This window comes from Pantoea sp. B566 (assembly GCF_024793925.1).
Lineage (GTDB): Bacteria > Pseudomonadota > Gammaproteobacteria > Enterobacterales > Enterobacteriaceae > Pantoea > Pantoea ananatis.
In genome coordinates this window covers 3003919-3027846 of record NZ_JANUQL010000003.1, presented here as the reverse complement: position 1 = coordinate 3027846, position 23928 = coordinate 3003919, and the positions used below count along the sequence as shown (strand labels likewise).

At 53.9% G+C, this 23928-nt stretch carries 15 protein-coding genes, 2 tRNA genes, 3 rRNA genes and 1 riboswitch; of the genes, 7 read left to right on the top strand and 13 right to left on the bottom strand.

Going from position 1 to position 23928, the window contains the following annotated elements; translation table 11 throughout:
- The first annotated feature begins 113 nt into the window (after positions 1-113).
- Positions 114-329 (top strand): DUF1471 domain-containing protein, encoded by a 216-nt coding sequence (locus NYE92_RS15845; RefSeq protein ID WP_014606960.1) that lies wholly within the window; start codon positions 114-116, stop codon positions 327-329.
- Positions 330-702: 373 nt separating this feature from the next.
- Here NYE92_RS15845 and rrf read toward each other — a convergent pair.
- From rrf to NYE92_RS15820, 5 genes are all read right to left on the bottom strand, one after another.
- Positions 703-818 (bottom strand): 5S ribosomal RNA (rrf, locus tag NYE92_RS15840).
- Between the two features lie 229 nt (positions 819-1047).
- Positions 1048-3953, bottom strand: a 23S ribosomal RNA gene (locus tag NYE92_RS15835).
- Between the two features lie 205 nt (positions 3954-4158).
- A tRNA-Ala gene (locus NYE92_RS15830) sits at positions 4159-4234 on the bottom strand.
- Positions 4235-4382: 148 nt separating this feature from the next.
- Positions 4383-4459 (bottom strand) — tRNA-Ile (locus NYE92_RS15825).
- A 73-nt stretch (positions 4460-4532) separates the two neighbouring features.
- Positions 4533-6074 (bottom strand): 16S ribosomal RNA (locus NYE92_RS15820).
- Together the 16S, 23S and 5S rRNA genes with 2 tRNA genes alongside form the textbook arrangement of a ribosomal RNA operon.
- 635 nt (positions 6075-6709) lie before the next feature.
- On the opposite strand from NYE92_RS15820, the gene purH reads away from it, so the two are divergent.
- Both purH and purD read left to right on the top strand, forming a co-directional pair.
- On the top strand, positions 6710-8299 hold the full coding sequence (gene purH / locus NYE92_RS15815) for a bifunctional phosphoribosylaminoimidazolecarboxamide formyltransferase/IMP cyclohydrolase (protein WP_013024128.1): 1590 nt from the start codon (positions 6710-6712) through the stop codon (positions 8297-8299).
- Between the two features lie 16 nt (positions 8300-8315).
- The gene (purD, locus tag NYE92_RS15810) at positions 8316-9596 is read left to right on the top strand and encodes a phosphoribosylamine--glycine ligase (protein ID WP_158151077.1); all 1281 of its coding nucleotides are present in this window, start codon (positions 8316-8318) and stop codon (positions 9594-9596) included.
- A 36-nt stretch (positions 9597-9632) separates the two neighbouring features.
- On the opposite strand, the gene NYE92_RS15805 is transcribed toward purD, so the two are convergent.
- The 6 genes from NYE92_RS15805 to nudC form a co-directional block, all read right to left on the bottom strand.
- Positions 9633-10295, bottom strand: a complete 663-nt coding sequence (locus NYE92_RS15805; protein WP_014595039.1) for a DUF1481 domain-containing protein — start codon at positions 10293-10295, stop codon at positions 9633-9635.
- A 68-nt stretch (positions 10296-10363) separates the two neighbouring features.
- Positions 10364-10636 carry a nucleoid-associated protein HU-alpha gene (gene hupA / locus NYE92_RS15800; protein WP_006121511.1) on the bottom strand — a complete coding sequence of 91 codons (273 nt, stop codon included), beginning with the start codon at positions 10634-10636 and terminating at the stop codon, positions 10364-10366.
- 188 nt (positions 10637-10824) lie between these two features.
- Positions 10825-11415: a YjaG family protein gene (locus NYE92_RS15795; RefSeq protein WP_013024125.1), complete on the bottom strand. Its 591-nt coding sequence runs from the start codon at positions 11413-11415 to the stop codon at positions 10825-10827.
- 62 nt (positions 11416-11477) lie between these two features.
- Entirely contained in the window at positions 11478-12146 is a 669-nt protein-coding gene (gene nfi, locus NYE92_RS15790) for a deoxyribonuclease V (protein WP_014595037.1), read from the bottom strand.
- The gene (hemE, locus tag NYE92_RS15785) at positions 12146-13216 is read right to left on the bottom strand and encodes a uroporphyrinogen decarboxylase (RefSeq protein ID WP_013024123.1); all 1071 of its coding nucleotides are present in this window, start codon (positions 13214-13216) and stop codon (positions 12146-12148) included. Before hemE ends, nfi begins: the two co-directional genes overlap by 1 nt.
- 40 nt (positions 13217-13256) lie before the next feature.
- Complete coding sequence (gene nudC / locus NYE92_RS15780; protein WP_013024122.1) at positions 13257-14027, bottom strand: NAD(+) diphosphatase; 771 nt, start codon at positions 14025-14027, stop codon at positions 13257-13259.
- Between the two features lie 197 nt (positions 14028-14224).
- Between nudC and NYE92_RS15775 the strand changes: the two genes are divergently transcribed.
- The 3 genes from NYE92_RS15775 to thiE all read left to right on the top strand — a co-directional run bounded on the left by NYE92_RS15775 (position 14225) and on the right by thiE (position 17648).
- Positions 14225-14728 carry an Rsd/AlgQ family anti-sigma factor gene (locus NYE92_RS15775; RefSeq protein ID WP_013024121.1) on the top strand — a complete coding sequence of 168 codons (504 nt, stop codon included), beginning with the start codon at positions 14225-14227 and terminating at the stop codon, positions 14726-14728.
- A 180-nt stretch (positions 14729-14908) separates the two neighbouring features.
- Positions 14909-15007, top strand: a riboswitch (TPP riboswitch).
- 85 nt (positions 15008-15092) lie between these two features.
- A complete protein-coding gene (gene thiC, locus NYE92_RS15770; protein WP_259019142.1) occupies positions 15093-17015 on the top strand; it encodes a phosphomethylpyrimidine synthase ThiC in 1923 nt (640 codons plus the stop codon).
- Positions 17016-17648: a thiamine phosphate synthase gene (thiE, locus tag NYE92_RS15765; protein WP_259019141.1), complete on the top strand. Its 633-nt coding sequence runs from the start codon at positions 17016-17018 to the stop codon at positions 17646-17648. It begins immediately after the preceding gene.
- A 114-nt stretch (positions 17649-17762) separates the two neighbouring features.
- On the opposite strand, the gene NYE92_RS15760 is transcribed toward thiE, so the two are convergent.
- Positions 17763-19286: a PLP-dependent aminotransferase family protein gene (locus tag NYE92_RS15760; protein ID WP_014595034.1), complete on the bottom strand. Its 1524-nt coding sequence runs from the start codon at positions 19284-19286 to the stop codon at positions 17763-17765.
- Between the two features lie 174 nt (positions 19287-19460).
- On the opposite strand from NYE92_RS15760, the gene NYE92_RS15755 reads away from it, so the two are divergent.
- Positions 19461-19640, top strand: coding sequence for a DUF1127 domain-containing protein (locus NYE92_RS15755; protein WP_071822338.1), 180 nt, complete (start codon positions 19461-19463; stop codon positions 19638-19640).
- 59 nt (positions 19641-19699) lie between these two features.
- On the opposite strand, the gene rpoC is transcribed toward NYE92_RS15755, so the two are convergent.
- Positions 19700-23923: a DNA-directed RNA polymerase subunit beta' gene (gene rpoC / locus NYE92_RS15750; protein ID WP_014606966.1), complete on the bottom strand. Its 4224-nt coding sequence runs from the start codon at positions 23921-23923 to the stop codon at positions 19700-19702.
- Positions 23924-23928: the final 5 nt, after the last annotated feature.

The window sequence follows — 23928 nt, the reverse complement described above, 5'->3', positions numbered from 1 at the left end:
GTTGATATTAATTAGAGCACAGGGCGTTAATTTTAAACTGCACATACTCTGCTAATTTAATTTTAACGGAGCCAGACAGACTCCTTCATCAACTGAAATAAAGGGGTAATATTATGAAAATCAATAAAGTAACGTCAGCTGCTGCTGCCGTGGCATTTTCATTGATGTCTTTCGGTTGTTTTGCACAAACCGTCTCTGCCACCTCATTAACACTGGATGGCGCGGTCTCTAAAATTGCCAGACAGGCGAAACAACAAGGCGATCATTTTAGAGTTATCAGTGCAGACACCAATAATTATGCCCACGTAACCGCTGAATTATATAAATAATATCGGCGCTAAAAAAGCACGTGACCGGCTGTTTTTAAACGCATTCCGCGTTTTTAAAATAGCTGGTCTTTTTTTGTCTTTAATTAATGCTGCCCATCTTATCCAACTCAACCAGGCGATCTTCAACGATTTTAAGGCGTTTTCAAAGATGCCTACTGATAACAGCCTGTCTGCCGCGTACCAGATGACGTGCCTGTGTTTTACGTCGCTCCGCCACTGCACCCGTGCCTTGCTGCAGGTTCACCCTTGCCCGTTAAACGCCGGTAAAGGGATGCGTCCGGTCCGGAACGGCGCAGAGATGAGGGGTTATCTGGCAGAACGCAGACGTAAAAAAGCCCTGAACGTCAGTTCAGGGCTTCTTCACTTGTTTGATGCCTGGCAGTTCCCTACTCTCGCATGGGGAGACCCCACACTACCATCGGCGCTACGGCGTTTCACTTCTGAGTTCGGCATGGGGTCAGGTGGGACCACCGCGCTACAGCCGCCAGGCAAATTCTTTGTGCTCCGTCCTGCGTCTTTCACGCTGCTGCCGCGCTGGCTTCCCTCGCGCCGCTCAGTCACATACCTCAGTATGCTCCTTCACCCCGTCTCGGTTGCCGCCTTGCACTCAGCGCAAAATCCTTCGGACTCGCGTCCGCAGAACAGAACTAAATTCTTTATCCGGTAAACAATGCTGAAAATTCAAGTCGTCTCTCTACCAAAACGCCTCTGGCGTTGTAAGGTTAAGCCTCACGGGTCATTAGTACCGGTAAGCTCAACGCATCGCTGCGCTTACACACCCGGCCTATCAACGTCGTCGTCTTCAACGTCCCTTCAGGAGCCTTAAAGGCTCAGGGAGAACTCATCTCGGGGCAAGTTTCGTGCTTAGATGCTTTCAGCACTTATCTTTTCCGCACTTAGCTACCGGGCAGTGCCACTGGCGTGACAACCCGGACACCAGCGGTGCGTTCACTCCGGTCCTCTCGTACTAGGAGCAACCCCCCTCAATTCTCCAGCGCCCACGGCAGATAGGGACCGAACTGTCTCACGACGTTCTAAACCCAGCTCGCGTACCACTTTAAACGGCGAACAGCCGTACCCTTGGGACCTACTTCAGCCCCAGGATGTGATGAGCCGACATCGAGGTGCCAAACACCGCCGTCGATATGAACTCTTGGGCGGTATCAGCCTGTTATCCCCGGAGTACCTTTTATCCGTTGAGCGATGGCCCTTCCATTCAGAACCACCGGATCACTATGACCTGCTTTCGCACCTGCTCGAGCCGTCACTCTCGCAGTCAAGCTGGCTTATGCCATTGCACTAACCTCCTGATGTCCGACCAGGATTAGCCAACCTTCGTGCTCCTCCGTTACGCTTTGGGAGGAGACCGCCCCAGTCAAACTACCCACCAGACACTGTCCGCAGCCCGGATTACGGGCCTACGTTAGAACACCAAACATTAAAGGGTGGTATTTCAAGGTCGGCTCCACGCAGACTGGCGTCCACGCTTCAAAGCCTCCCACCTATCCTACACATCAAGGCTCAGTGTTCAGTGTCAAGCTGTAGTAAAGGTTCACGGGGTCTTTCCGTCTTGCCGCGGGTACACTGCATCTTCACAGCGATTTCAATTTCACTGAGTCTCGGGTGGAGACAGCCTGGCCATCATTACGCCATTCGTGCAGGTCGGAACTTACCCGACAAGGAATTTCGCTACCTTAGGACCGTTATAGTTACGGCCGCCGTTTACCGGGGCTTCGATCAAGAGCTTCTCCTTGCGGATAACCCCATCAATTAACCTTCCGGCACCGGGCAGGCGTCACACCGTATACGTCCACTTTCGTGTTTGCACAGTGCTGTGTTTTTAATAAACAGTTGCAGCCAGCTGGTATCTTCGACTGGCTTCAGCTCCGGGAGCAAGTCCCTTCACCTACGCGCCAGCGTGCCTTCTCCCGAAGTTACGGCACCATTTTGCCTAGTTCCTTCACCCGAGTTCTCTCAAGCGCCTTGGTATTCTCTACCTGACCACCTGTGTCGGTTTGGGGTACGATTTTGTGTTACCTGATGCTTAGAGGCTTTTCCTGGAAGCAGGGCATTTATCACTTCAGCACCGTAGTGCCTCGTCGTCACGCCTCAGTGTAAAGTGAACCGGATTTGCCTGGAACACACACCTACACGCTTAAACCGGGACAACCGTCGCCCGGCCGATATAGCCTTCTCCGTCCCCCCTTCGCAGTAACACCAAGTACAGGAATATTAACCTGTTTCCCATCGACTACGCCTTTCGGCCTCGCCTTAGGGGTCGACTCACCCTGCTCCGATTAACGTTGAACAGGAACCCTTGGTCTTCCGGCGACAAGGTTTTTCACCTTGTTTATCGTTACTTATGTCAGCATTCGCACTTCTGATACCTCCAGCATGCCTCACAGCACACCTTCGACGGCTTACAGAACGCTCCCCTACCCAACAACGCATAAGCGTCGCTGCCGCAGCTTCGGTGCATGGTTTAGCCCCGTTACATCTTCCGCGCAGGCCGACTCGACCAGTGAGCTATTACGCTTTCTTTAAATGATGGCTGCTTCTAAGCCAACATCCTGGCTGTCTGGGCCTTCCCACATCGTTTCCCACTTAACCATGACTTTGGGACCTTAGCTGGCGGTCTGGGTTGTTTCCCTCTTCACGACGGACGTTAGCACCCGCCGTGTGTCTCCCGTGATAACATTCTCCGGTATTCGCAGTTTGCATCGGGTTGGTAAGCCGGGATGGCCCCCTAGCCGAAACAGTGCTCTACCCCCGGAGATGAATTCACGAGGCGCTACCTAAATAGCTTTCGGGGAGAACCAGCTATCTCCCGGTTTGATTGGCCTTTCACCCCCAGCCACAGGTCATCCGCTAATTTTTCAACATTAGTCGGTTCGGTCCTCCAGTTAGTGTTACCCAACCTTCAACCTGCCCATGGCTAGATCACCGGGTTTCGGGTCTATACCCTGCAACTTAACGCCCAGTTAAGACTCGGTTTCCCTGCGGCTCCCCTATGCGGTTAACCTTGCTACAGAATATAAGTCGCTGACCCATTATACAAAAGGTACGCAGTCACCCCATAAAGAGGCTCCCACTGCTTGTACGTACACGGTTTCAGGTTCTGTTTCACTCCCCTCGCCGGGGTTCTTTTCGCCTTTCCCTCACGGTACTGGTTCACTATCGGTCAGTCAGGAGTATTTAGCCTTGGAGGATGGTCCCCCCATATTCAGACAGGATACCACGTGTCCCGCCTTACTCATCGAACTCACAGCCTGTGCACCTTTGTGTACGGGAGTATCACCCTGTACCCTGCGACTTTCCAGACGCTTCCACTGATGCACAAGCTGATGATGGTTCTGGGCTCCTCCCCGTTCGCTCGCCGCTACTGGGGGAATCTCGGTTGATTTCTTTTCCTCGGGGTACTTAGATGTTTCAGTTCCCCCGGTTCGCCTCATACAGCTATGTATTCACTGCATGATAGTGTGACGAGTCACACTGGGTTTCCCCATTCGGGTATCGCCGGTTGTAGCGGTTCATATCACCTTACCGGCGCTTATCGCAGATTAGCACGCCCTTCATCGCCTCTGACTGCCAGGGCATCCACCGTGTACGCTTAGTCGCTTAACCTCACAACCCACAGGCGTTTTACGCTGCGTGTCATGAGCTTTTGAGAGACTCGAACACATTGTCATCATTCTTTATTACGGAAGAATGCGACCCTGTGTCGTTTCAAATTTTCAGCTTGTTCCGGATTGTTAAAGAGCAGAATACTTCGCAGCACACCGTTGCCGGTACGCTCTGAAGTATTTTCAGAAAAAAACAGTAGTGAGTATGGTGGAGCTAAGCGGGATCGAACCGCTGACCTCCTGCGTGCAAGGCAGGCGCTCTCCCAGCTGAGCTATAGCCCCATACAGTTACTGCAGAGACCACTACTACCACTCAACCGAGTAAACATCCTTCATCAAGAAGGATGCCATTTCGTCTCAGGCAAGGCATGCGGAAGGGACGTTTACGTCTGTAAACGACCGCGCGCATAACGCAGCATAAGAAGAAATTTGGTAGGCCTGAGTGGACTTGAACCACCGACCTCACCCTTATCAGGGGTGCGCTCTAACCACCTGAGCTACAAGCCTGTAGAGGTTTTTTCTGCTCGTGACTTTCTATCAGACAATCTGTGTGAGCACTTCGCGGGAAGGTATCTTCAGGTAAGGAGGTGATCCAACCGCAGGTTCCCCTACGGTTACCTTGTTACGACTTCACCCCAGTCATGAATCACAAAGTGGTAAGCGCCCTCCCGAAGGTTAAGCTACCTACTTCTTTTGCAACCCACTCCCATGGTGTGACGGGCGGTGTGTACAAGGCCCGGGAACGTATTCACCGTGGCATTCTGATCCACGATTACTAGCGATTCCGACTTCACGGAGTCGAGTTGCAGACTCCGATCCGGACTACGACGCACTTTATGAGGTCCGCTTGCTCTCGCGAGGTCGCTTCTCTTTGTATGCGCCATTGTAGCACGTGTGTAGCCCTACTCGTAAGGGCCATGATGACTTGACGTCATCCCCACCTTCCTCCGGTTTATCACCGGCAGTCTCCTTTGAGTTCCCGACCGAATCGCTGGCAACAAAGGATAAGGGTTGCGCTCGTTGCGGGACTTAACCCAACATTTCACAACACGAGCTGACGACAGCCATGCAGCACCTGTCTCAGAGTTCCCGAAGGCACCAAAGCATCTCTGCTAAGTTCTCTGGATGTCAAGAGTAGGTAAGGTTCTTCGCGTTGCATCGAATTAAACCACATGCTCCACCGCTTGTGCGGGCCCCCGTCAATTCATTTGAGTTTTAACCTTGCGGCCGTACTCCCCAGGCGGTCGACTTAACGCGTTAGCTCCGGAAGCCACTCCTCAAGGGAACAACCTCCAAGTCGACATCGTTTACGGCGTGGACTACCAGGGTATCTAATCCTGTTTGCTCCCCACGCTTTCGCACCTGAGCGTCAGTCTTCGTCCAGGGGGCCGCCTTCGCCACCGGTATTCCTCCAGATCTCTACGCATTTCACCGCTACACCTGGAATTCTACCCCCCTCTACGAGACTCAAGCCTGCCAGTTTCAAATGCAGTTCCCAGGTTAAGCCCGGGGATTTCACATCTGACTTAACAGACCGCCTGCGTGCGCTTTACGCCCAGTAATTCCGATTAACGCTTGCACCCTCCGTATTACCGCGGCTGCTGGCACGGAGTTAGCCGGTGCTTCTTCTGCGGGTAACGTCAATCGACGCGGTTATTAACCACATCGCCTTCCTCCCCGCTGAAAGTACTTTACAACCCGAAGGCCTTCTTCATACACGCGGCATGGCTGCATCAGGCTTGCGCCCATTGTGCAATATTCCCCACTGCTGCCTCCCGTAGGAGTCTGGACCGTGTCTCAGTTCCAGTGTGGCTGGTCATCCTCTCAGACCAGCTAGGGATCGTCGCCTAGGTGGGCCGTTACCCCGCCTACTAGCTAATCCCATCTGGGTTCATCCGATAGTGAGAGGCCCGAAGGTCCCCCTCTTTGGTCTTGCGACGTTATGCGGTATTAGCCACCGTTTCCAGTGGTTATCCCCCTCTATCGGGCAGATCCCCAGACATTACTCACCCGTCCGCCACTCGTCACCCGAGGAGCAAGCTCCTCTGTGCTACCGTCCGACTTGCATGTGTTAGGCCTGCCGCCAGCGTTCAATCTGAGCCATGATCAAACTCTTCAATTTAAAGTTTGATTTGCTGAAACCAGTTCAGCGGTGCTCATCTGTAAAACGTCATAATGAATTTCATTATGTGTTCACTCGTGAGGCTTTGATATTTTTTACGTCCGGAGACGCTGATATCAATCCTGCGAGTGCCCACACAGATTGTCTGATAAATTGTTAAAGAGCAGTGCGAACAGCGGGTTAACCGTCTGTCGCGAGGTGGCGTATATTACGCTTTCCTCCTTCAGAGTCAACCTCTTTTTCAGAAGTTTTTCTCCGGCGGCTCAGTTGCCTGACCCTCTCAACACCGCATTCCGTAAGCCGTTGTGCCGTGTCGATGGAGGCGCATTATAGGGAGTTCTCTCTGGCTGACAAGGGCTAAATTCAATAAAAATGACTGTTCGCTGCATTCCACAGCAAAACCCCGCCTTATACGCAGTTACACACAAAGTTATCCACATTCCCGGCCGCATCAAATTTAGACGAGCATCACGCAAACGTTTTCGCTACAATGCCCCGCAACGCAATGGATGCCCCTTTTCGGGGCGTTACCTGAAGTTTTTACGCTTTTGCTGCTCTATATAGAGAAAAGTAAGCACACAAGCTTGATGTAACGCTCTTATTTACGCGAATCAAAGCCAAGGGATAAAACCACCATGCAACAACCTCGTCCTTTACGCCGCGCCCTGCTCAGTGTTTCTGATAAAGCCGGCATCCTCGAATTTGCTCAGGCACTCTCTCAGCGCGGAGTTGAGCTGCTCTCCACAGGTGGTACCGCTCGCCTGCTCGCAGAGGCGGGACTTCCCGTCACAGAAGTGTCTGACTACACCGGCTTCCCGGAAATGATGGATGGACGCGTTAAAACACTGCACCCGAAAGTCCATGGCGGCATTTTAGGACGTCGTGGACAAGATGATGCGGTGATGGCGCAGCATGCTATCAGCCCGATTGATATGGTGGTCGTCAATCTTTATCCCTTTGCCCAAACCGTCGCAAAACCAGATTGCTCACTGGAAGACGCCGTTGAGAACATTGATATTGGCGGCCCGACAATGGTGCGCTCGGCGGCCAAGAATCACAAAGACGTGGCGATTGTCGTTAAGAGCAGCGATTATCCGGCCATTATCGCTGAGCTGGACGCCAATCAGAACTCACTGACGCTCGAAACCCGCTTCAACCTGGCAATCAAAGCGTTTGAACATACCGCCGCGTACGACAGCATGATCGCTAACTACTTCGGTACTCTGGTTCCTGCCTATCATGGTGAAACCAGCCAACCAGCCGGCCGCTTCCCGCGCACCCTCAATCTCAACTTCATTAAGAAGCAGGATATGCGCTATGGCGAGAACAGCCATCAGGACGCCGCCTTCTATATAGAAGAGAATGTGCAGGAAGCCTCGGTCGCTACCGCCAGCCAGGTGCAGGGCAAGGCACTCTCTTATAACAACATTGCGGATACCGATGCCGCGCTTGAGTGCGTGAAAGAGTTTATTGAGCCCGCCTGCGTCATTGTCAAACACGCCAATCCTTGCGGTGTTGCGGTGGGTGAGTCAATTCTGGCAGCTTATGAGCGTGCCTATCAGACTGACCCGACATCTGCCTTCGGCGGCATCATTGCCTTTAACCGCGAGCTGGATGAGGCGACAGCCCAGGCCATCATCAGCCGACAGTTTGTTGAAGTCATCATCGCTCCTGCTGCAACGGAAGCTGCGCTGAAAGTGACCGCGGCAAAACAAAACGTCCGCGTGCTGGTATGCGGTGACTGGCAGGGTCGCGTGGCTGCCCTTGATTTCAAACGGGTGAATGGCGGTCTGCTGGTTCAGGATCGCGACCTCGGTATGGTCGATGCCAGCCAGTTGCGCGTCGTCAGCAAGCGCCAACCTTCTGAGCAGGAACTGCGTGATGCACTGTTCTGCTGGAAAGTGGCGAAATTCGTTAAGTCCAACGCCATTGTCTATGCGCGCGACAATATGACCATCGGCATAGGTGCTGGCCAGATGAGCCGCGTCTACTCTGCCAAAATTGCAGGAATTAAAGCGGGTGATGAAGGCCTGGAAGTAAAAGGTTCCGCGATGGCTTCCGATGCGTTCTTCCCGTTCCGGGATGGCATTGATGCCGCTGCTGCCGTGGGCGTAAGCTGTGTGATTCAGCCTGGCGGTTCTATCCGCGACGATGAAGTGATTGCGGCAGCGGATGAGCATGGTATTGCCATGATCTTTACCGACATGCGTCACTTCCGCCATTAATTCTGTGGAGCCTTTTATGAAAATTTTAATCATCGGTAACGGCGGACGTGAACACGCACTGGCCTGGAAAGCGGCGCAGTCGCCGCTGGCAGAAACCATTTTTGTCGCACCCGGTAATGCGGGCACAGCGCTGGAACCCGCGTTGCAGAACGTCGATATTGCCCCCACCGATATTCCCGCTTTGCTGGCCTTCGCTCAACGTGAACAGATTGATCTCACCATTGTCGGCCCTGAAGCGCCGTTAGTGGCAGGCGTGGTTGATGCGTTCCGCGAGGCCGGATTGAAAATCTTTGGTCCAACTCAGGCCGCCGCGCAATTGGAAGGGTCTAAAGCATTCACCAAGGACTTTCTTGCACGTCACAACATCCCCAGTGCCGAGTACCAAAACTTCACCGACGTCGCCCCTGCGCTGGCTTACCTGCGTGAAAAAGGTGCGCCGATTGTCATCAAAGCTGACGGGCTGGCTGCCGGTAAAGGCGTGATTGTGGCCATGACGCTGCAGGAAGCGGAAGATGCCGTGCAGGATATGCTGGCGGGCAATGCGTTTGGTGACGCCGGGCACCGTATCGTGATTGAAGAGTTTCTGGACGGCGAAGAAGCCAGCTTTATCGTGATGGTTGATGGCGAGAATGTGTTGCCAATGGCCACCAGCCAGGACCATAAACGGGTGGGCGACGGCGATACCGGACCGAACACGGGAGGAATGGGTGCTTATTCCCCTGCCCCGGTGGTGACCGATGAAATCCACCAGCGCGTTATGGATCAGGTTATCTGGCCAACCGTACGTGGCATGGCCGCCGAAGGCAATGTCTATACGGGCTTCTTATATGCCGGGCTGATGATCGATCAGACTGGTCAGCCTAAAGTGATCGAATTCAACTGTCGCTTCGGCGATCCCGAAACACAACCCATTATGCTGCGCCTGCAGTCGGATCTGGTGGATCTGTGTCTGGCCGCCTGTGAAGGCAAGCTTGATCAAAAAGACTCACAATGGGATCCCCGCCCTTCACTGGGCGTGGTGCTGGCAGCCGGGGGCTATCCCGGCTCTTACAATAACGGCGATCAGATTCACGGTCTGCCGCTGGAAGAGGTTGCCGACGGCAAAGTTTTCCACGCCGGGACGCGCCTTGAAGAGGAGCGGGTTTTGACGAACGGTGGGCGGGTTCTTTGCGTCACCGCGCTAGGCGATGATGTTGCTGCCGCACAGAAACGGGCTTACGAACTGGCTAAGCCGATTTCCTGGCAAGGCAGTTTCTGCCGACGCGACATCGGCTATCGTGCCATTAACCGTAAATAATGATCAAAGGGGCACCCAGTGCCCCTTTTTATTGCCTCAGAAATTCGCCTCATCCGGCGCATCCGCGCATTCATCTTTTTGAGTCACACGCAGCAACTGCACGCCTTCAGGCGCTTCCAGCCATGAAATCATCAAGGGTTCCGCCTTATCACGGCGGTAGTGCGTAAGCGTCTGCAGTGCATAACTGTCGAAAGCCGGCGTCACCTGCTGGCCCTCACAGGTTGTCACAACGCTTCCACCTGACCAGTGTCCTTGTTTCAGAAACACCCGCCCACTTAACAGCGCATCGCTGACTTCACGCATACGTTGTGCATCAAACTTGTAAAGCTCAACCGCATCCGGACTGACTGCCTCACGGCGCGTCGCGAGCTGGCGCTGCATAAAATTGAGATTGCCGCCTTGATCAAAGCGTAGCGTAACGTCGTCTGGCTTTTCGCCTTTCACCTGGCGTTCCACGCTGATCAGATCATCGCCGAGCCAGCGATAGTCCGTAATTTCACTTTTTTCGCTGTTGAACGGATTATAGAGCGTACGAATATGTACCGAGTGATGATCGGTATTCTTGCGCCAGATACGAACACTGCCGCGATCGGCGAGATAACCGCTGGCCGAGAAAGCCGGAATGTCGGGCGTTGAACTACACCCAATGAGAAAAGAGGAGAGAAGCAGGGCTGATAATCGCTGAAACAGCGTAGTCATGGTGGCTGGCCCCTAAACAAAAGGGGCGAAATCGCCCCTGTTTTAAAACGTTACCGCAGTGCGACGTCTTACTTAACGGCGTCTTTCAGAGCTTTACCAGACACGAATGCAGGTACGTTTGCCGCAGCGATTTTGATTTCTTTGCCAGTCTGTGGGTTACGACCGGTACGCTCAGCGCGGTGGTTCACTTTAAAAGTACCAAAACCAACCAGTTGTACAGCATCACCCTCTTTCAGAGACTCAGTGATTGCAGCCAGAGTAGATTCCAGCGCTGCCTTGGCCTGGGTTTTAGACAGGTCAGCTTTTTCTGCGATCACATCAATCAGTTGAGTCTTGTTCATAAGTTATCCTTAAAGTGTATTTATCGCTTGCTAAGCAACGAGTGCGAGGGAAAAGCCAGCTTCGGGCACTCTTCAGCCTGCACGCACCGATAGCCACAATTTTCAGCCCCCCAAATGTAGACCAGACTGGGGGCTGATGTGAAGCCTCCAGGCGCGCTAATTAAGGCCTGAAGTCACGTTTTCTCGCCTTATTGCTGAATTTTTATACCGATGTTACTAATTCCCGCCTCACGCAGGTCAGATCGCAGACCTTTTATCAATTCGAGGTCTCGCTCTTCACAATCCGCGAGCAGGCGAAAAATCTCCCATTGCAGGTCCCATTCGTCGATGACAGCCTGATTTTCTCGTAGCTCTTCATCGGTCATTTCGCGACCTTCGTGAGTCATTTCCAGGATGGCAACGGTGGTGATCGAGGTCTTGCTGACTTCAATCGCATGTTCAAGCGTTTCACCGCTTAACTGCGAATGCAGCACTTCACTCAATGCCACGCAGGCATCGATGGCCGGATAGACACCGTAAACCTCAAACGCATCGCCATCGGGAATCGCCGCTTCAAGCTTTTCCAGCTGGCTGTCAAAATTGATCTTCGCATCTTTAACCGTCAGCGTTTCCCAAATCAGATCCAGAATACGGCGGTAAAGTGCAGGATCGGCAAACTCGGTTTGCTGGCAAAAAGCCACGTAGTTGGGATACATGCGCTCGCACAGGCAAGCCATAAACGTCAGGTGTTGCCAGCTTTCCAGCTTTGCCAGACGCAGATGTACAGGGTTTTGTAACATACACAGAGCTCTTATTCGTTTCGCTGGCGGCAGTGTAACCCAAAAGCGCCATACAAACAGTGTTAAAGCGCGCTTTGCCAGCGCAGAAATGCGGGTCGGCGAGATGCCACAGCATCCGCCCAGCGCGTGGGCTCCGGTAAACGGTAGCCCTGTGTGCACTTTTCTACCCATTCCAGAGCGCTGTCCAGACTGACGCGGTGTCCGGTGGCAACAAACAGCGGGTTACAGCGTGCCTTGCTGCGCCATACCCAGCCAATTTGTTCTCCTTTATCCATCAACGGCTGCCGACTGCCGGGCGTTTCATCCAGCGCCTCAACGTGCCCGCACAGACGCTTTTTCGCAACACCGATAGTGGGAACATCCACCATCAACCCAAAATGCGACGCGACACCAAGCCGGCGCGGATGTGAGATACCATGACCATCGACAAATAGCAGATCGGGCTTCTGCTCCAGCATGTCCCAGGCCGCCAGCAGGGCCGGATACTCACGGAAAGAGAGAAAGCCCGGAATGTAAGGCATGGTGGTATCAATGCGCGCGATGCGATATTCCACCAGCTTCATGGACGGATATTCAAGAATAACCAGTGCCGCACGCGTCACTGCGCCTTCCTGCTCAAAACCGACGTCTGCGCCACCAATAAAGCGTGGCGGCAGCACGTCAAAATCATCCTGCCGTACGACTTCTGCGGCCCGTTGGCGTTGCTCCGCGCGAAGAGCGGCGATATCCATTATGACGCCGAATGATACTGGCGTGACAGACGGTGCACCGCCTCAACAAATACGCCGGCATGCTCGGGTGGAACATCCTGATGGATGCCGTGTCCCAGATTGAAAACGTGGCCTTCACCCTGGCCGAATCCTTCCAGAATCGTTGCCACTTCCTGCTCAATTCGCGCCGGGGGTGCATAGAGCATGGAAGGATCCATATTGCCCTGCAAAGCAACTTTGTGGCCGACACGGCGGCGGGCTTCACTGATATCGATAGTCCAGTCCAGACCTAGTGCATCACAGCCCGTTTCAGCAATGGCTTCCAGCCACTGGCCACCATTCTTGGTAAACAAGGTGATGGGCACACGACGTCCTTCGTTCTCATGAAGCACGCTGTCGACAATTTTATGCATGTAGTAAAGCGAGAACTCACGATAGTCGTTCCCGGTTAACACGCCGCCCCAAGTGTCAAAGACCATCACCGACTGCGCACCGGCGCGGATCTGGGCATTAAGATAGAGGATGACACTGTCGGCCAGCTTATCCAGCATGGCGTGCAGCGTGGCAGGCTCGGCATACATCATTTTTTTGATCTTGGTGAAGGCTTTGCTGCTTCCCCCTTCAACCATATAGGTCGCCAGCGTCCAGGGGCTGCCTGAGAAGCCTATCAATGGTACTTCGCCGTTGAGGTTTTTACGGATGGTGCGTACCGCATTCATCACGTAACCCAGCTCCTGTTCAGGATCGGGCACCGGCAGGCGATCGACATCAGCACGGCAGGTAATCGGGTTGGAGAAGCACGGGCCTTCGCCTGTTTCGAAGTATAAACCCAGCCCCATCGCATCAGGGATGGTGAGAATATCACTGAAGAGGATCGCCGCATCCAGCTTAAAGCGACGCAGGGGTTGCAGGGTGACTTCGCAGGCCAGTTCGGCATTTTTGCACAGCGACATAAAATCGCCTGCCTGGGCGCGCGTTGCCTTATATTCCGGCAAATAACGCCCGGCTTGCCGCATCATCCATACGGGGGTGACATCTACAGGCTGGCGTAACAGGGCGCGCAAATAACGGTCGTTCTTCAGTTCACTCATCTCAGGACTCTCTCGGTATCAAGCGAGTAGTGTAGCACTCTCACGCCTCAGCGCGGCAGAGGGCCACCGTATCTTCAATTAATCGACGGGCGACGGTACCGGGCGGCGGCAGTAAAGGCAGCGCATCAAAGCGGAACCATCCGGCGTCCAGCAGCTCTTTGCCGTCATGTTGTAACTCGCCGCCATCATATTCCGCCATAAACGCCATCATCAGAGACTGCGGGAAAGGCCAGGGCTGCGAGGTAACATAGCGGACATTCTTCACACGCACGTTGCTCTCTTCCATTACCTCGCGCGCGACGGCCTGTTCAATGGTTTCGCCGACTTCGACGAAACCGGCCAGCACAGTGTAAATGTTATTACGCTGGCGCGCATGGTTAGCCAACAGGATCTCGTCCCCCCGGCGAATGGCGACGATAATGCAGGGCGCAATCTGTGGATAGTAGCGTTCACGGCAGTGGCTGCACAGGCAGGCAAATTCACGCTTGCTGGCGTGCATCTCATGGCCGCAGTAGCCACACCAGCGGTGAGAGCGATAAAATTCGGCCAGCTGTACACCGCGCCCTGCCAACTGAAACAGTCCCGGATCTTCGTTAAGTAACTGCCGTAAAGACAGCATATCCTCCGAACGTGTTTCGCAAATCAGCCAGACATTCTCCCCCTGCCATTCGCCAATTACGCGCCCCTGATGACCCGTCAGGCCAAAATGCTGCGCATTACCGTGAGGCAGGTCTCCTTGCGGTAACCAAATTTTTTGTTCACTGCTGACAATCCACCATCCAGCGTCTACGCTTGAAATTTCGCATTGCATTTATTTCGTCATCCTTAGCGTCAACCCGCACGCTGAAGTCCCGATGTTAAGTGTGTAGATGAACAACTATACCCAAATAATTCTGGTTGCAAGACGGCAACACGCTTATTTCTCCCCGGCAGGCTCGTGGAAAACAAGCGCACTTGACGCATCGCTAATCTGAAATATGAAGGTGCATAACTCATACGGAGTTAACTATGCTCAACCAGTTAGACGTTCTGACCAAACGCGTAGGTGGCAGTAATGAACTGGTCGATTCATGGCTGGCCGCTCGCCGCCAGTTACTGGTTTCTTATTACCATTTGGTCGGTATCAAGCCAAAGAAAGAGGCACTGACGCGTCTGGATGAACAGGCACTTGATAACTTTTGCCATAATCTGGTCGATTACCTTTCATCCGGCCACTTCAGCCTCTATCAACGCCTGATCGGAGAAATGGACGGTACCAGTCCGCTGTTGGCAGCAACGCAGATTTATCCCTCGCTGGAAGCCAACACCGAACAACTGATGAAGCTGTATGACGGACACCTGCAGCAGGCGATTGATGACGATAACTACGTCACCTTTCAGAATGCGCTATCGGAGGTCGGAGAAGCCCTGGAAGGACGCTTTACGCTTGAGGACAAACTCATCCAGATGGCATGGGATAATCACCTGACCCCGCCCGTGGCTAACGACAGCGAAATTGCCCGCCCCGCCTAAAACCTAATCGATTGTAAAAGACTTGTGATTAGCTAAAAGCCCCCTTATGCTGAGTGGGCTTTACGTTTAACGCCGAACGTAGTCGGTGTTTACGGTTGATACGTCATCTACGGGCGCTGTTCATGCTATCCCTTTTTCCGGGGTGAAGCCGAGCGGGCGCCGTAGCGAAATCGTTGAAACCTCATCTTGTCGGAGTGCCTAAGGGCTGAGACCGTTAATTCGGGATCCGCGGAACCTGATCAGGTTAGAACCTGCGAAGGGAACAAGAGTAAATTTATACGGTACGCCACCGAATGGTGTCAGCAGTGCCGTTACTCCTTCCGAACTCCGGACAAGCAACCTTCCCTCTTACTGGAATATTGCTATGTCTACTGCTAAAACGACCCGTCGCGAACAACGTGCTCACGCACAGGAATTCATTGACTCTCTTCAGGGCGGCAGCGCCTTCCCTAATTCAAAACGTATCTGGCTTACCGGCAGCCGCGATGATATCCGTGTCCCAATGCGGGAAATTCAACTCAGCCCTACCCTGACCAGCGGCAGTAAAGAAGCGCCGGTTTATGAGGAGAATGAGCCCGTTCCGGTTTACGATACGGCCGGTGCCTATGGCGATCCCGCCGCACAAATCGACGTGCATCGGGGGCTGGATAAACTGCGGGCGCGCTGGATTGAAGAGCGGAATGACAGCGAAAATCTGGTGCAAATCAGCTCTGCCTACACGCAACAGCGGCTGGCCGATGACGGCCTGGATCACTTACGTTTTGAACACCTGCCCACACCACGCCGTGCGAAGGCAGGCCACTGCGTTACCCAGCTCCATTATGCTCGTCGGGGCATAATTACGCCGGAGATGGAGTTTATCGCGCTGCGGGAAAATATGGGCCGGGAACGCATCCGCGGCGAGGTGCTGCTGCAGCAGCATCCGGGGCACAGCTTTGGCGCCCATCTGCCAGAAAATATTACCCCTGAGTTTGTGCGTCAGGAAGTGGCTGCCGGGCGCGCTATTATTCCGGCAAATATTAACCATCCCGAATCCGAACCCATGATCATCGGGCGTAACTTTCTGGTGAAAGTGAATGCCAATATCGGCAACTCAGCCGTGACCTCCTCGATTGAAGAAGAGGTTGAAAAGCTGGTGTGGTCAACGCGTTGGGGCGCCGATACCGTCATGGATCTTTCCACCGGCCGCTATATCCACGAAACCCGTGAATGGATTTTGCGTAACAGCCCGGTGCCTATCGGTACGGTACCGATCTATCAGGCGCTTGAGAAAGTTAACGGTGTGGCAGAAGATCTGAACTGGGAAATTTTCCGCGACACATTGCTGGAACAGGCCGAGCAGGGTGTGGATTATTTTACGATTCATGCAGGCGTGCTGCTGCGCTACGTGCCCATGACCGCGAAGCGCCTGACTGGGATTGTCTCGCGTGGTGGTTCCATTATGGCGAAGTGGTGCCTGTCGCATCACAGAGAGAGCTTCCTGTATGAGCACTTCCGCGACATCTGTGAAATTTGTGCGGCCTACGACATCTCATTATCACTGGGTGACGGCCTGCGTCCGGGATCGATTCAGGATGCCAATGACGAAGCGCAGTTTGCGGAACTGCACACCTTAGGTGAGCTGACGAAAATTGCCTGGGAATACGACGTGCAGGTGATGATTGAGGGCCCCGGCCATATTCCCATGCAAATGATCCGTCGCAACATGACCGAACAACTGGAACATTGCCATGAAGCGCCGTTTTACACTCTGGGCCCCCTCACCACTGATATTGCTCCGGGTTACGATCACTTTACCTCCGGCATTGGTGCCGCGATGATTGGCTGGTTCGGCTGCGCCATGCTGTGCTACGTCACGCCCAAAGAGCATTTAGGTCTGCCAAACAAGGAAGATGTTAAACAGGGCTTAATCACGTACAAGATCGCCGCGCACGCAGCCGATCTGGCCAAGGGTCATCCGGGCGCGCAAATCCGCGACAATGCGATGTCCAAAGCACGTTTTGAGTTTCGCTGGGAAGACCAGTTTAATCTTGCACTGGATCCGCATACGGCCCGGGCTTACCACGATGAAACCCTGCCGCAGGAGTCCGGTAAGGTGGCCCACTTCTGCTCTATGTGCGGCCCCAAATTTTGCTCAATGAAAATTACCCAGGAAGTGCGTGACTACGCCGCAAGGCAGGAAGCCGAAGCCCAGGCGATTGAGGTGGGGATGGCGAAAATGTCTGATCATTTTCGTGAGCGCGGCGGTGAGCTGTATCACCCTGCGACCGCAATAAAGGAGGAATAAATGGACGCCTTTCCCGCAACCGCATCACGTCTGGGGCTCTATCCGGTCGTTGACAGCGTGGAATGGATAGAGCGCCTGCTGGAAGCCGGTGTGCGAACCCTTCAGCTTCGGATCAAGGATCAGCCGGACGAGGTGGTTGAACCCATGATTATTCGGGCTATCGCCGCAGGTAAGCGCTATCAGGCACGTCTGTTTATCAATGATTACTGGCAACTGGCGATTAAACATCAGGCCTATGGCGTCCATCTGGGTCAGGAAGATTTAGAGGTCGCTAACCTGCAGCAGATCCTGCACGCAGGCTTGCGGCTGGGACTTTCAACTCATGATGATGCAGAGCTGGATCGGGCGCTGGCACTGCGCCCTTCCTATGTGGCGCTGGGGCACATCTTCCCCACCCAGACGAAGGCCATGCCCTCTTCCCCTCAGGGCGTAGCTGAACTTAAGCGCCATTTGGCCCGGCTGCACGGCATCTCAACAGTCGCGATCGGAGGCATCAGTATTGATCGTGCGCCAGAGGTCCTGGCCACCGGGGTGGGCAGTATTGCGGTGGTGAGCGCGATTACTCAGGCAGAAGACTGGCAGGAGGCCACGCGTGTTCTGCTGCGGCTTGCCGAATCCGAAACGGCGTACTAACGCGCGTCAGCGCCCAGAAATACCTGCAGCCTGTGCAAAAGGCTGTTAAAGAGTGGAAAGCCGCGCACGGCAATGAGTATTACGGCTGGCGCGGTTTTTTTATGCTCAGTAAAGTCACAGGTGTCCGGCCGGAATGGCCGGACCAGGGCCAGTTCCCTCCTCTTTCTGGCCCTGCTCCTCAACCACAGGTAAAGAGGTATGTGCCCTTGGCCGATCGTGGACACATGCCGCTATCGCCTGCTCAACGGCGCTGCCCGTTATCGCCAGTGCCCGTTCAACTTTATCGCTGGCAGGCAAGGCATAGTTCAGGCGCAGGCAGTTGCGATATTTGCCCGAGGCGGAAAACAGCGAACCCACAGCAATCTGTATCCCGGACTCCCGCAGCGTATTGTTAAGTTGCACGGCGTCAAAGGCTTCTGGCAGTTCAATCCACATCAGAAATCCCCCCTGAGGCCGCGTGACGCAGATTCCACAGGGGAAATAGTGCCGAACCCAGCAAATAAAGGTTTCGTAGTTGTGTTGGTAAACCTGACGCATCCGCCGCAGATGGGTCTGGTAATGCCCCTGATGAATAAACTCTGCAACTGCGTGCTGAGGCTGAGTCGCAGTAGACCCGGTTCCGATGTATTTCATATGCAGAACCCGATCGCGGTAGCGCCCCGGCGCCACCCAGCCTACGCGCAGACCCGGCGCCAGCGTTTTTGAAAATGAACTGCATAACAATACGCGCCCGTCTTCATCCATCGATTTAATGGATGAAGGCCGTGGATACTCCCAGGCCAACTCGCCATAGACATCGTCTTCAATAATCGCGGCGTCAAAACGTTGCGCCAAGGCCAGCAGGGCGCGCTTGCGCTTCTCTGGCATGATGAAACCAAGTGGGTTATTACAGTTGGGCACCACAACGACGGCCTTAATCGGCCACTGATCAAAGGCCAGCTCCAGCGCCTCAAGACTGATGCCCGTTACCGCATCGGTGGGGATCTCAATGGCGCGAATGCCAAAACCGCGCAGCGTTTGCATGATGCCGTGAAACGATGGTGATTCCACGGCGATGATATCGCCTGGCTGGCAGACAGCGCGAACGGAAACAGACAGGGCTTCATGGCAACCCGTCGTAATGACAATATCTTCATGGCTGAGCTGACAGCCACTGTCAATCATCAGCCGGGCGATCTGCTCTCGCAGGCAGGTCACCCCATACAGATTATCGTAATTCAGCAGAGTGCTTTCCTGCTTCTGTGCCTGCCGACTAAACGCTTTCCAGAGCGGCTTCAGGGTAGACTGTGTGAGATCCGGCATGCCGCTGCCCAACTGCAATATGTCATCTTCCAGCCGGCTGTTAAGCAGATCAAAGACCGCATCCCACTGCGTGATTTCCACCGGGCGCTGTACCGGTCGGGTCAGTGCCGGAATGGGCGGCATCGCTTTATGCGGCGCGACATAATAGCCCGAACGGGACTGCGGGATGATCAACTGTTTCTGCTCCAGCAAATAATAGGCCTGTTGCACGGTGCTAATACTGACACCGTGTTCAGCACTCAGGCTGCGCACCGAGGGCAACCGTTCGCCGTTCCGATACAGCCCCTGCGCAATGCGCTTTTCCAGCAGCATGGCTAAATGTTGATAACGCGTCATTGTATGCCTTATGAAGTTTGATTGCCCCGCAAAGCGGTACAGATTAACGCTATTTCTACCATTCAGATGCGTCAACGCGCAATCTGTATGTTAAATATTTGTTCCTGGTGAGTCTGTATTGAACAGACGGTCTACGTGAAAATGTTTCTCAGATAAACAACGAGGGGCAGGATCATGGGATATGAAGAAAACCGCGCGGCTAAGCCATTTGTCATAAGACCGTTTCGGTTCTTGCGCATTGTCTGGGGGAGCATCCGACGCTGGCAATGCCAGCGGGAAACCCGCGCTATTTTGTCCAGGCTTAGCGATTGTCAGTTAAAAGACATTGGGTTAAATCGACGCGATATTCACTGATAGCTTAAAGATAAAAAAAAACCCTGCCAGAGCAGGGTTTTTTATCAGGCGTTTGACGATTACTCGTCGTTGTTACCGCCCAGACCAGCGTTCAGCAATTCAGCCAGGCTTGCAGAGGCTTCATCCGCAGTCACCTGCGGTGCAACCGGCACTTCGCCTGCCGCTTTGCGGCGCATACGATCCTGATGGTACGCATAACCGGTACCGGCAGGGATCAGACGTCCCACGATAACGTTCTCTTTCAGACCGCGCAGTTCGTCGCGCTTGCCTGCAACTGCCGCTTCGGTCAGGACACGCGTGGTTTCCTGGAACGATGCAGCAGAGATGAACGATTCGGTTGCCAGTGACGCTTTGGTAATACCCAGCAGGTCACGCATGAAGGTAGCGCCCACTTTTCCGTTCGCTTCAAGTTCACGGTTAGAGATCTTGATGCGAGAGAATTCAGCCTGCTCACCTTCCAGGAACTCGGTGCTTCCCGCGCTCATGATGGTTGCTTTACGCAGCATCTGACGAACGATGACTTCGATGTGCTTATCGTTAATCTTAACGCCTTGCAGACGGTAAACTTCCTGCACTTCGTTAGTGATGTATCGGGTAACCGCATGCACGCCACGCAAGCGCAGGATGTCATGTGGTGACTCTGGGCCATCGGAAACCACGTCACCGCGCTCAACACGTTCACCTTCGAACACGTTCAGCTGACGCCATTTAGGAATCATCTCTTCATACGGATCGCTACCATCCAGCGGAGTAATGACCAGACGACGTTTACCTTTGGTCTCTTTACCGAAGGAGATGATGCCGCTGATCTCCGCCAGGATTGCTGGCTCTTTCGGACGACGCGCTTCGAACAGGTCGGCAACGCGTGGCAGACCACCGGTAATATCCTTGGTACCGCCCGATTCCTGCGGAACACGCGCCAGGGTATCACCCGAGCTGATCTTCACGCCATCTTCCAGCTGTACAATCGCTTTGCCTGGCAGGAAGTACTGAGCTGGCATATCGGTACCAGGGATCAGGACATCATTGCCGCTAGCATCAACGATTTTCAGGGCTGGACGCAGATCTTTACCACCCGCAGTACGCTCAGCAGAATCCAGGACCACCAGCGATGACAGACCGGTCAGGTCGTCAGTCTGACGAGTAATGGTCTGACCGTCGATCATATCCGTGAAGCGAATGAAACCGCCCACTTCAGTGATAACCGGCATGGTATGCGGATCCCAGTTTGCAACGGTTTCGCCCGCAGCAACCTGCTCACCATCACCTTTCGCCATGGTCGCACCGTAAGGAACTTTATAGCTCTCTTTAGTACGGCCAAATTCGTCGATCATTTTCAGTTCAACGTTACGCGAGGTGATCACCAGCTTGCCTGCCGAGTTAGTTACCGACTTGGCATTGGTCAGCTTGATGGTACCTTTGTTCTTCACCTGAATGCTGGATTCAGCAGCCGCACGTGATGCCGCACCACCGATGTGGAACGTACGCATCGTCAGCTGTGTACCCGGCTCACCGATGGACTGTGCCGCGATAACACCGATCGCTTCACCTTTGTTGATGATGTGACCACGTGCCAGGTCGCGACCATAGCAATGCGCACACACACCAAAGTCGGTTTCACAACCAACAACAGAACGCACTTTCACGCTGTCTACTGAGTTCAGTTCCAGCACGTCACACCAGTGCTCATCGAGCAGAGTGTTACGTGGAACCAGAATGTCAGCCGTACCAGGCTTCAGCACGTCTTCCGCAGTCACACGACCCAGAACACGCTCACGCAGCGGTTCTTTCACGTCGCCACCTTCGATGACCGGCGTCATCATGATGCCTTCGTGCGTGCCGCAGTCGTCTTCAGTCACAACCAGATCCTGTGCAACGTCAACCAGACGACGCGTCAGATAACCGGAGTTTGCTGTTTTCAGTGCGGTATCCGCCAGACCTTTACGTGCACCGTGCGTCGAGATGAAGTACTGGAGTACGTTCAGACCTTCACGGAAGTTCGCCGTAATCGGCGTCTCAATGATTGAGCCATCTGGCTTAGCCATCAGACCACGCATACCGGCCAGCTGACGAATCTGTGCAGCAGAACCACGCGCACCGGAGTCGGCCATCATAAAGATGCTGTTGAAGGAAACCTGGCGCTCTTCTTCACCATCGCGGTTAATCACGACTTCAGTAGAGAGGTTTTCCATCATCGCTTTAGCAACGCGTTCGTTGGCCGCAGCCCAGATATCGATCACTTTGTTATAGCGTTCGCCTGCCGTCACCAGACCAGACTGGAACTGCTCCTGGATTTCAGCCACTTCCGCTTCCGCTTCGGTGATGATTTCCACTTTCTTCTCTGGGATAACCATGTCGTCGATACCAACAGACGCACCTGAACGTGCCGCATAGGCGAAGCCGGTGTACATGGTCTGGTCAGCAAAGATAACCGTTGGTTTCAGGCCCAGGATGCGGTAACAGGTGTTCAGCATCTTGGAGATCGCTTTCTTGCCCAGCGCCTGGTTGACGATGGAGAAAGGCAGACCTTTAGGCACGATCATCCACAGGATGGCGCGACCAATCGTCGTGTCGATGATGCTGGTTTTAGAAACCCACTCATCCTGCTCGTTTTTCTCGTGCTCAGTGATACGCACTTTAACGCGAGCGTGCAGCGAAGCGAGGCCGGCGCGGTAAACGCGTTCAGCTTCTTTCGGACCGGTCAGTACCATGCCTTCGCCTTTGGCGTTAACACAGTCGCGGGTCATGTAATACAGGCCCAGTACAACGTCCTGTGAAGGAACGATGATTGGCTCGCCGTTCGCAGGTGACAGGATGTTGTTGGTAGACATCATCAGCGCACGCGCTTCCAGCTGGGCTTCCAGCGTCAGCGGTACGTGAACAGCCATCTGGTCACCATCGAAGTCGGCGTTATAAGCCGCACAAACCAGCGGGTGCAGCTGGATAGCTTTACCTTCGATCAGGACGGGCTCAAATGCCTGGATACCCAAACGGTGCAGAGTTGGTGCACGGTTCAGCAGTACCGGGTGTTCGCGGATCACTTCGTCCAGGATATCCCACACGACAGCTTCTTCACGCTCAACCATTTTCTTAGCGGCTTTGATGGTGGTGGCCAGGCCACGCAGTTCCAGCTTGCCGTAGATGAACGGTTTGAACAGCTCCAGTGCCATTTTCTTCGGCAGACCGCACTGATGCAGACGCAGGTATGGACCTACGGTGATAACAGAACGACCAGAGTAGTCAACACGCTTACCGAGCAGGTTCTGACGGAAACGACCCTGCTTACCTTTGATCATATCGGCCAAAGATTTCAGAGGACGCTTGTTAGAACCGGTGATCGCACGACCGCGACGACCGTTATCCAGCAGGGCATCAACCGCTTCCTGCAGCATACGTTTTTCGTTACGCACGATGATATCTGGCGCAGCCAGATCCAGCAGGCGTTTCAGACGGTTGTTACGGTTGATCACGCGGCGGTACAGATCGTTCAGATCCGACGTAGCGAAACGACCACCATCCAGCGGTACCAGCGGACGCAGATCTGGCGGCAGAACCGGCAGAACGGTCAGGATCATCCACTCTGGCTTGTTACCAGACTGAACGAACGCTTCCAGCAGCTTAATACGCTTGGTCAGCTTTTTACGTTTGGTCTCGGAGTTAGTTTCGTTCAGCTCTTCACGCAGCTGTTCGCACTCTTGCTCCAGATCCATGTTTTTCAGCAGTGCCTGAATCGCTTCTGCACCCATTTTCGCGTCGAATTCGTCACCGAATTCTTCCAGCGCGTCCAGGTACTGCTCTTCAGTCAGAATCTGACGTTTCTCGAGGTTGGTCATGCCACCTTCGATAACGACATAAGATTCAAAATACAGCACGCGTTCGATGTCACGCAGCGGCATATCCAGCAGCAGGCCGATACGCGAAGGCAGTGACTTCAGGAACCAGATGTGTGCGGTTGGCGAAGCCAGCTCGATGTGGCCCATGCGCTCACGACGCACTTTAGTCTGGGTCACTTCAACGCCGCACTTCTCGCAGATCACACCACGGTGTTTCAGACGCTTGTACTTACCACACAGGCATTCGTAATCTTTTACCGGCCCAAAAATACGGGCACAGAACAGACCATCGCGCTCTGGCTTGAAGGTACGATAGTTAATGGTTTCCGGCTTTTTCACTTCACCGAAAGACCAGGAACGGATCATGTCTGGCGACGCCAGCGCAATTTTGATCGCATCAAACTCTTCGGTTTTAGTTTGCGCTTTCAGAAACTTAAGTAAGTCTTTCACGGATT

What these genes read in the sequence shown, in the direction of transcription:
- NYE92_RS15845 (WP_014606960.1), top strand. Translation starts at nt 114, where the DNA reads ATGAAAATCAATAAAGTAACGTCAGCTGCTGCTGCCGTGGCATTTTCA.
- purH (WP_013024128.1), top strand. Translation starts at nt 6,710, where the DNA reads ATGCAACAACCTCGTCCTTTACGCCGCGCCCTGCTCAGTGTTTCTGAT.
- purD (WP_158151077.1), top strand. Translation starts at nt 8,316, where the DNA reads ATGAAAATTTTAATCATCGGTAACGGCGGACGTGAACACGCACTGGCC.
- NYE92_RS15805 (WP_014595039.1), bottom strand. Translation starts at nt 10,295, where the DNA reads ATGACTACGCTGTTTCAGCGATTATCAGCCCTGCTTCTCTCCTCTTTT.
- hupA (WP_006121511.1), bottom strand. Translation starts at nt 10,636, where the DNA reads ATGAACAAGACTCAACTGATTGATGTGATCGCAGAAAAAGCTGACCTG.
- NYE92_RS15795 (WP_013024125.1), bottom strand. Translation starts at nt 11,415, where the DNA reads ATGTTACAAAACCCTGTACATCTGCGTCTGGCAAAGCTGGAAAGCTGG.
- nfi (WP_014595037.1), bottom strand. Translation starts at nt 12,146, where the DNA reads ATGGATATCGCCGCTCTTCGCGCGGAGCAACGCCAACGGGCCGCAGAA.
- hemE (WP_013024123.1), bottom strand. Translation starts at nt 13,216, where the DNA reads ATGAGTGAACTGAAGAACGACCGTTATTTGCGCGCCCTGTTACGCCAG.
- nudC (WP_013024122.1), bottom strand. Translation starts at nt 14,027, where the DNA reads ATGCAATGCGAAATTTCAAGCGTAGACGCTGGATGGTGGATTGTCAGC.
- NYE92_RS15775 (WP_013024121.1), top strand. Translation starts at nt 14,225, where the DNA reads ATGCTCAACCAGTTAGACGTTCTGACCAAACGCGTAGGTGGCAGTAAT.
- thiC (WP_259019142.1), top strand. Translation starts at nt 15,093, where the DNA reads ATGTCTACTGCTAAAACGACCCGTCGCGAACAACGTGCTCACGCACAG.
- thiE (WP_259019141.1), top strand. Translation starts at nt 17,016, where the DNA reads ATGGACGCCTTTCCCGCAACCGCATCACGTCTGGGGCTCTATCCGGTC.
- NYE92_RS15760 (WP_014595034.1), bottom strand. Translation starts at nt 19,286, where the DNA reads ATGACGCGTTATCAACATTTAGCCATGCTGCTGGAAAAGCGCATTGCG.
- NYE92_RS15755 (WP_071822338.1), top strand. Translation starts at nt 19,461, where the DNA reads ATGGGATATGAAGAAAACCGCGCGGCTAAGCCATTTGTCATAAGACCG.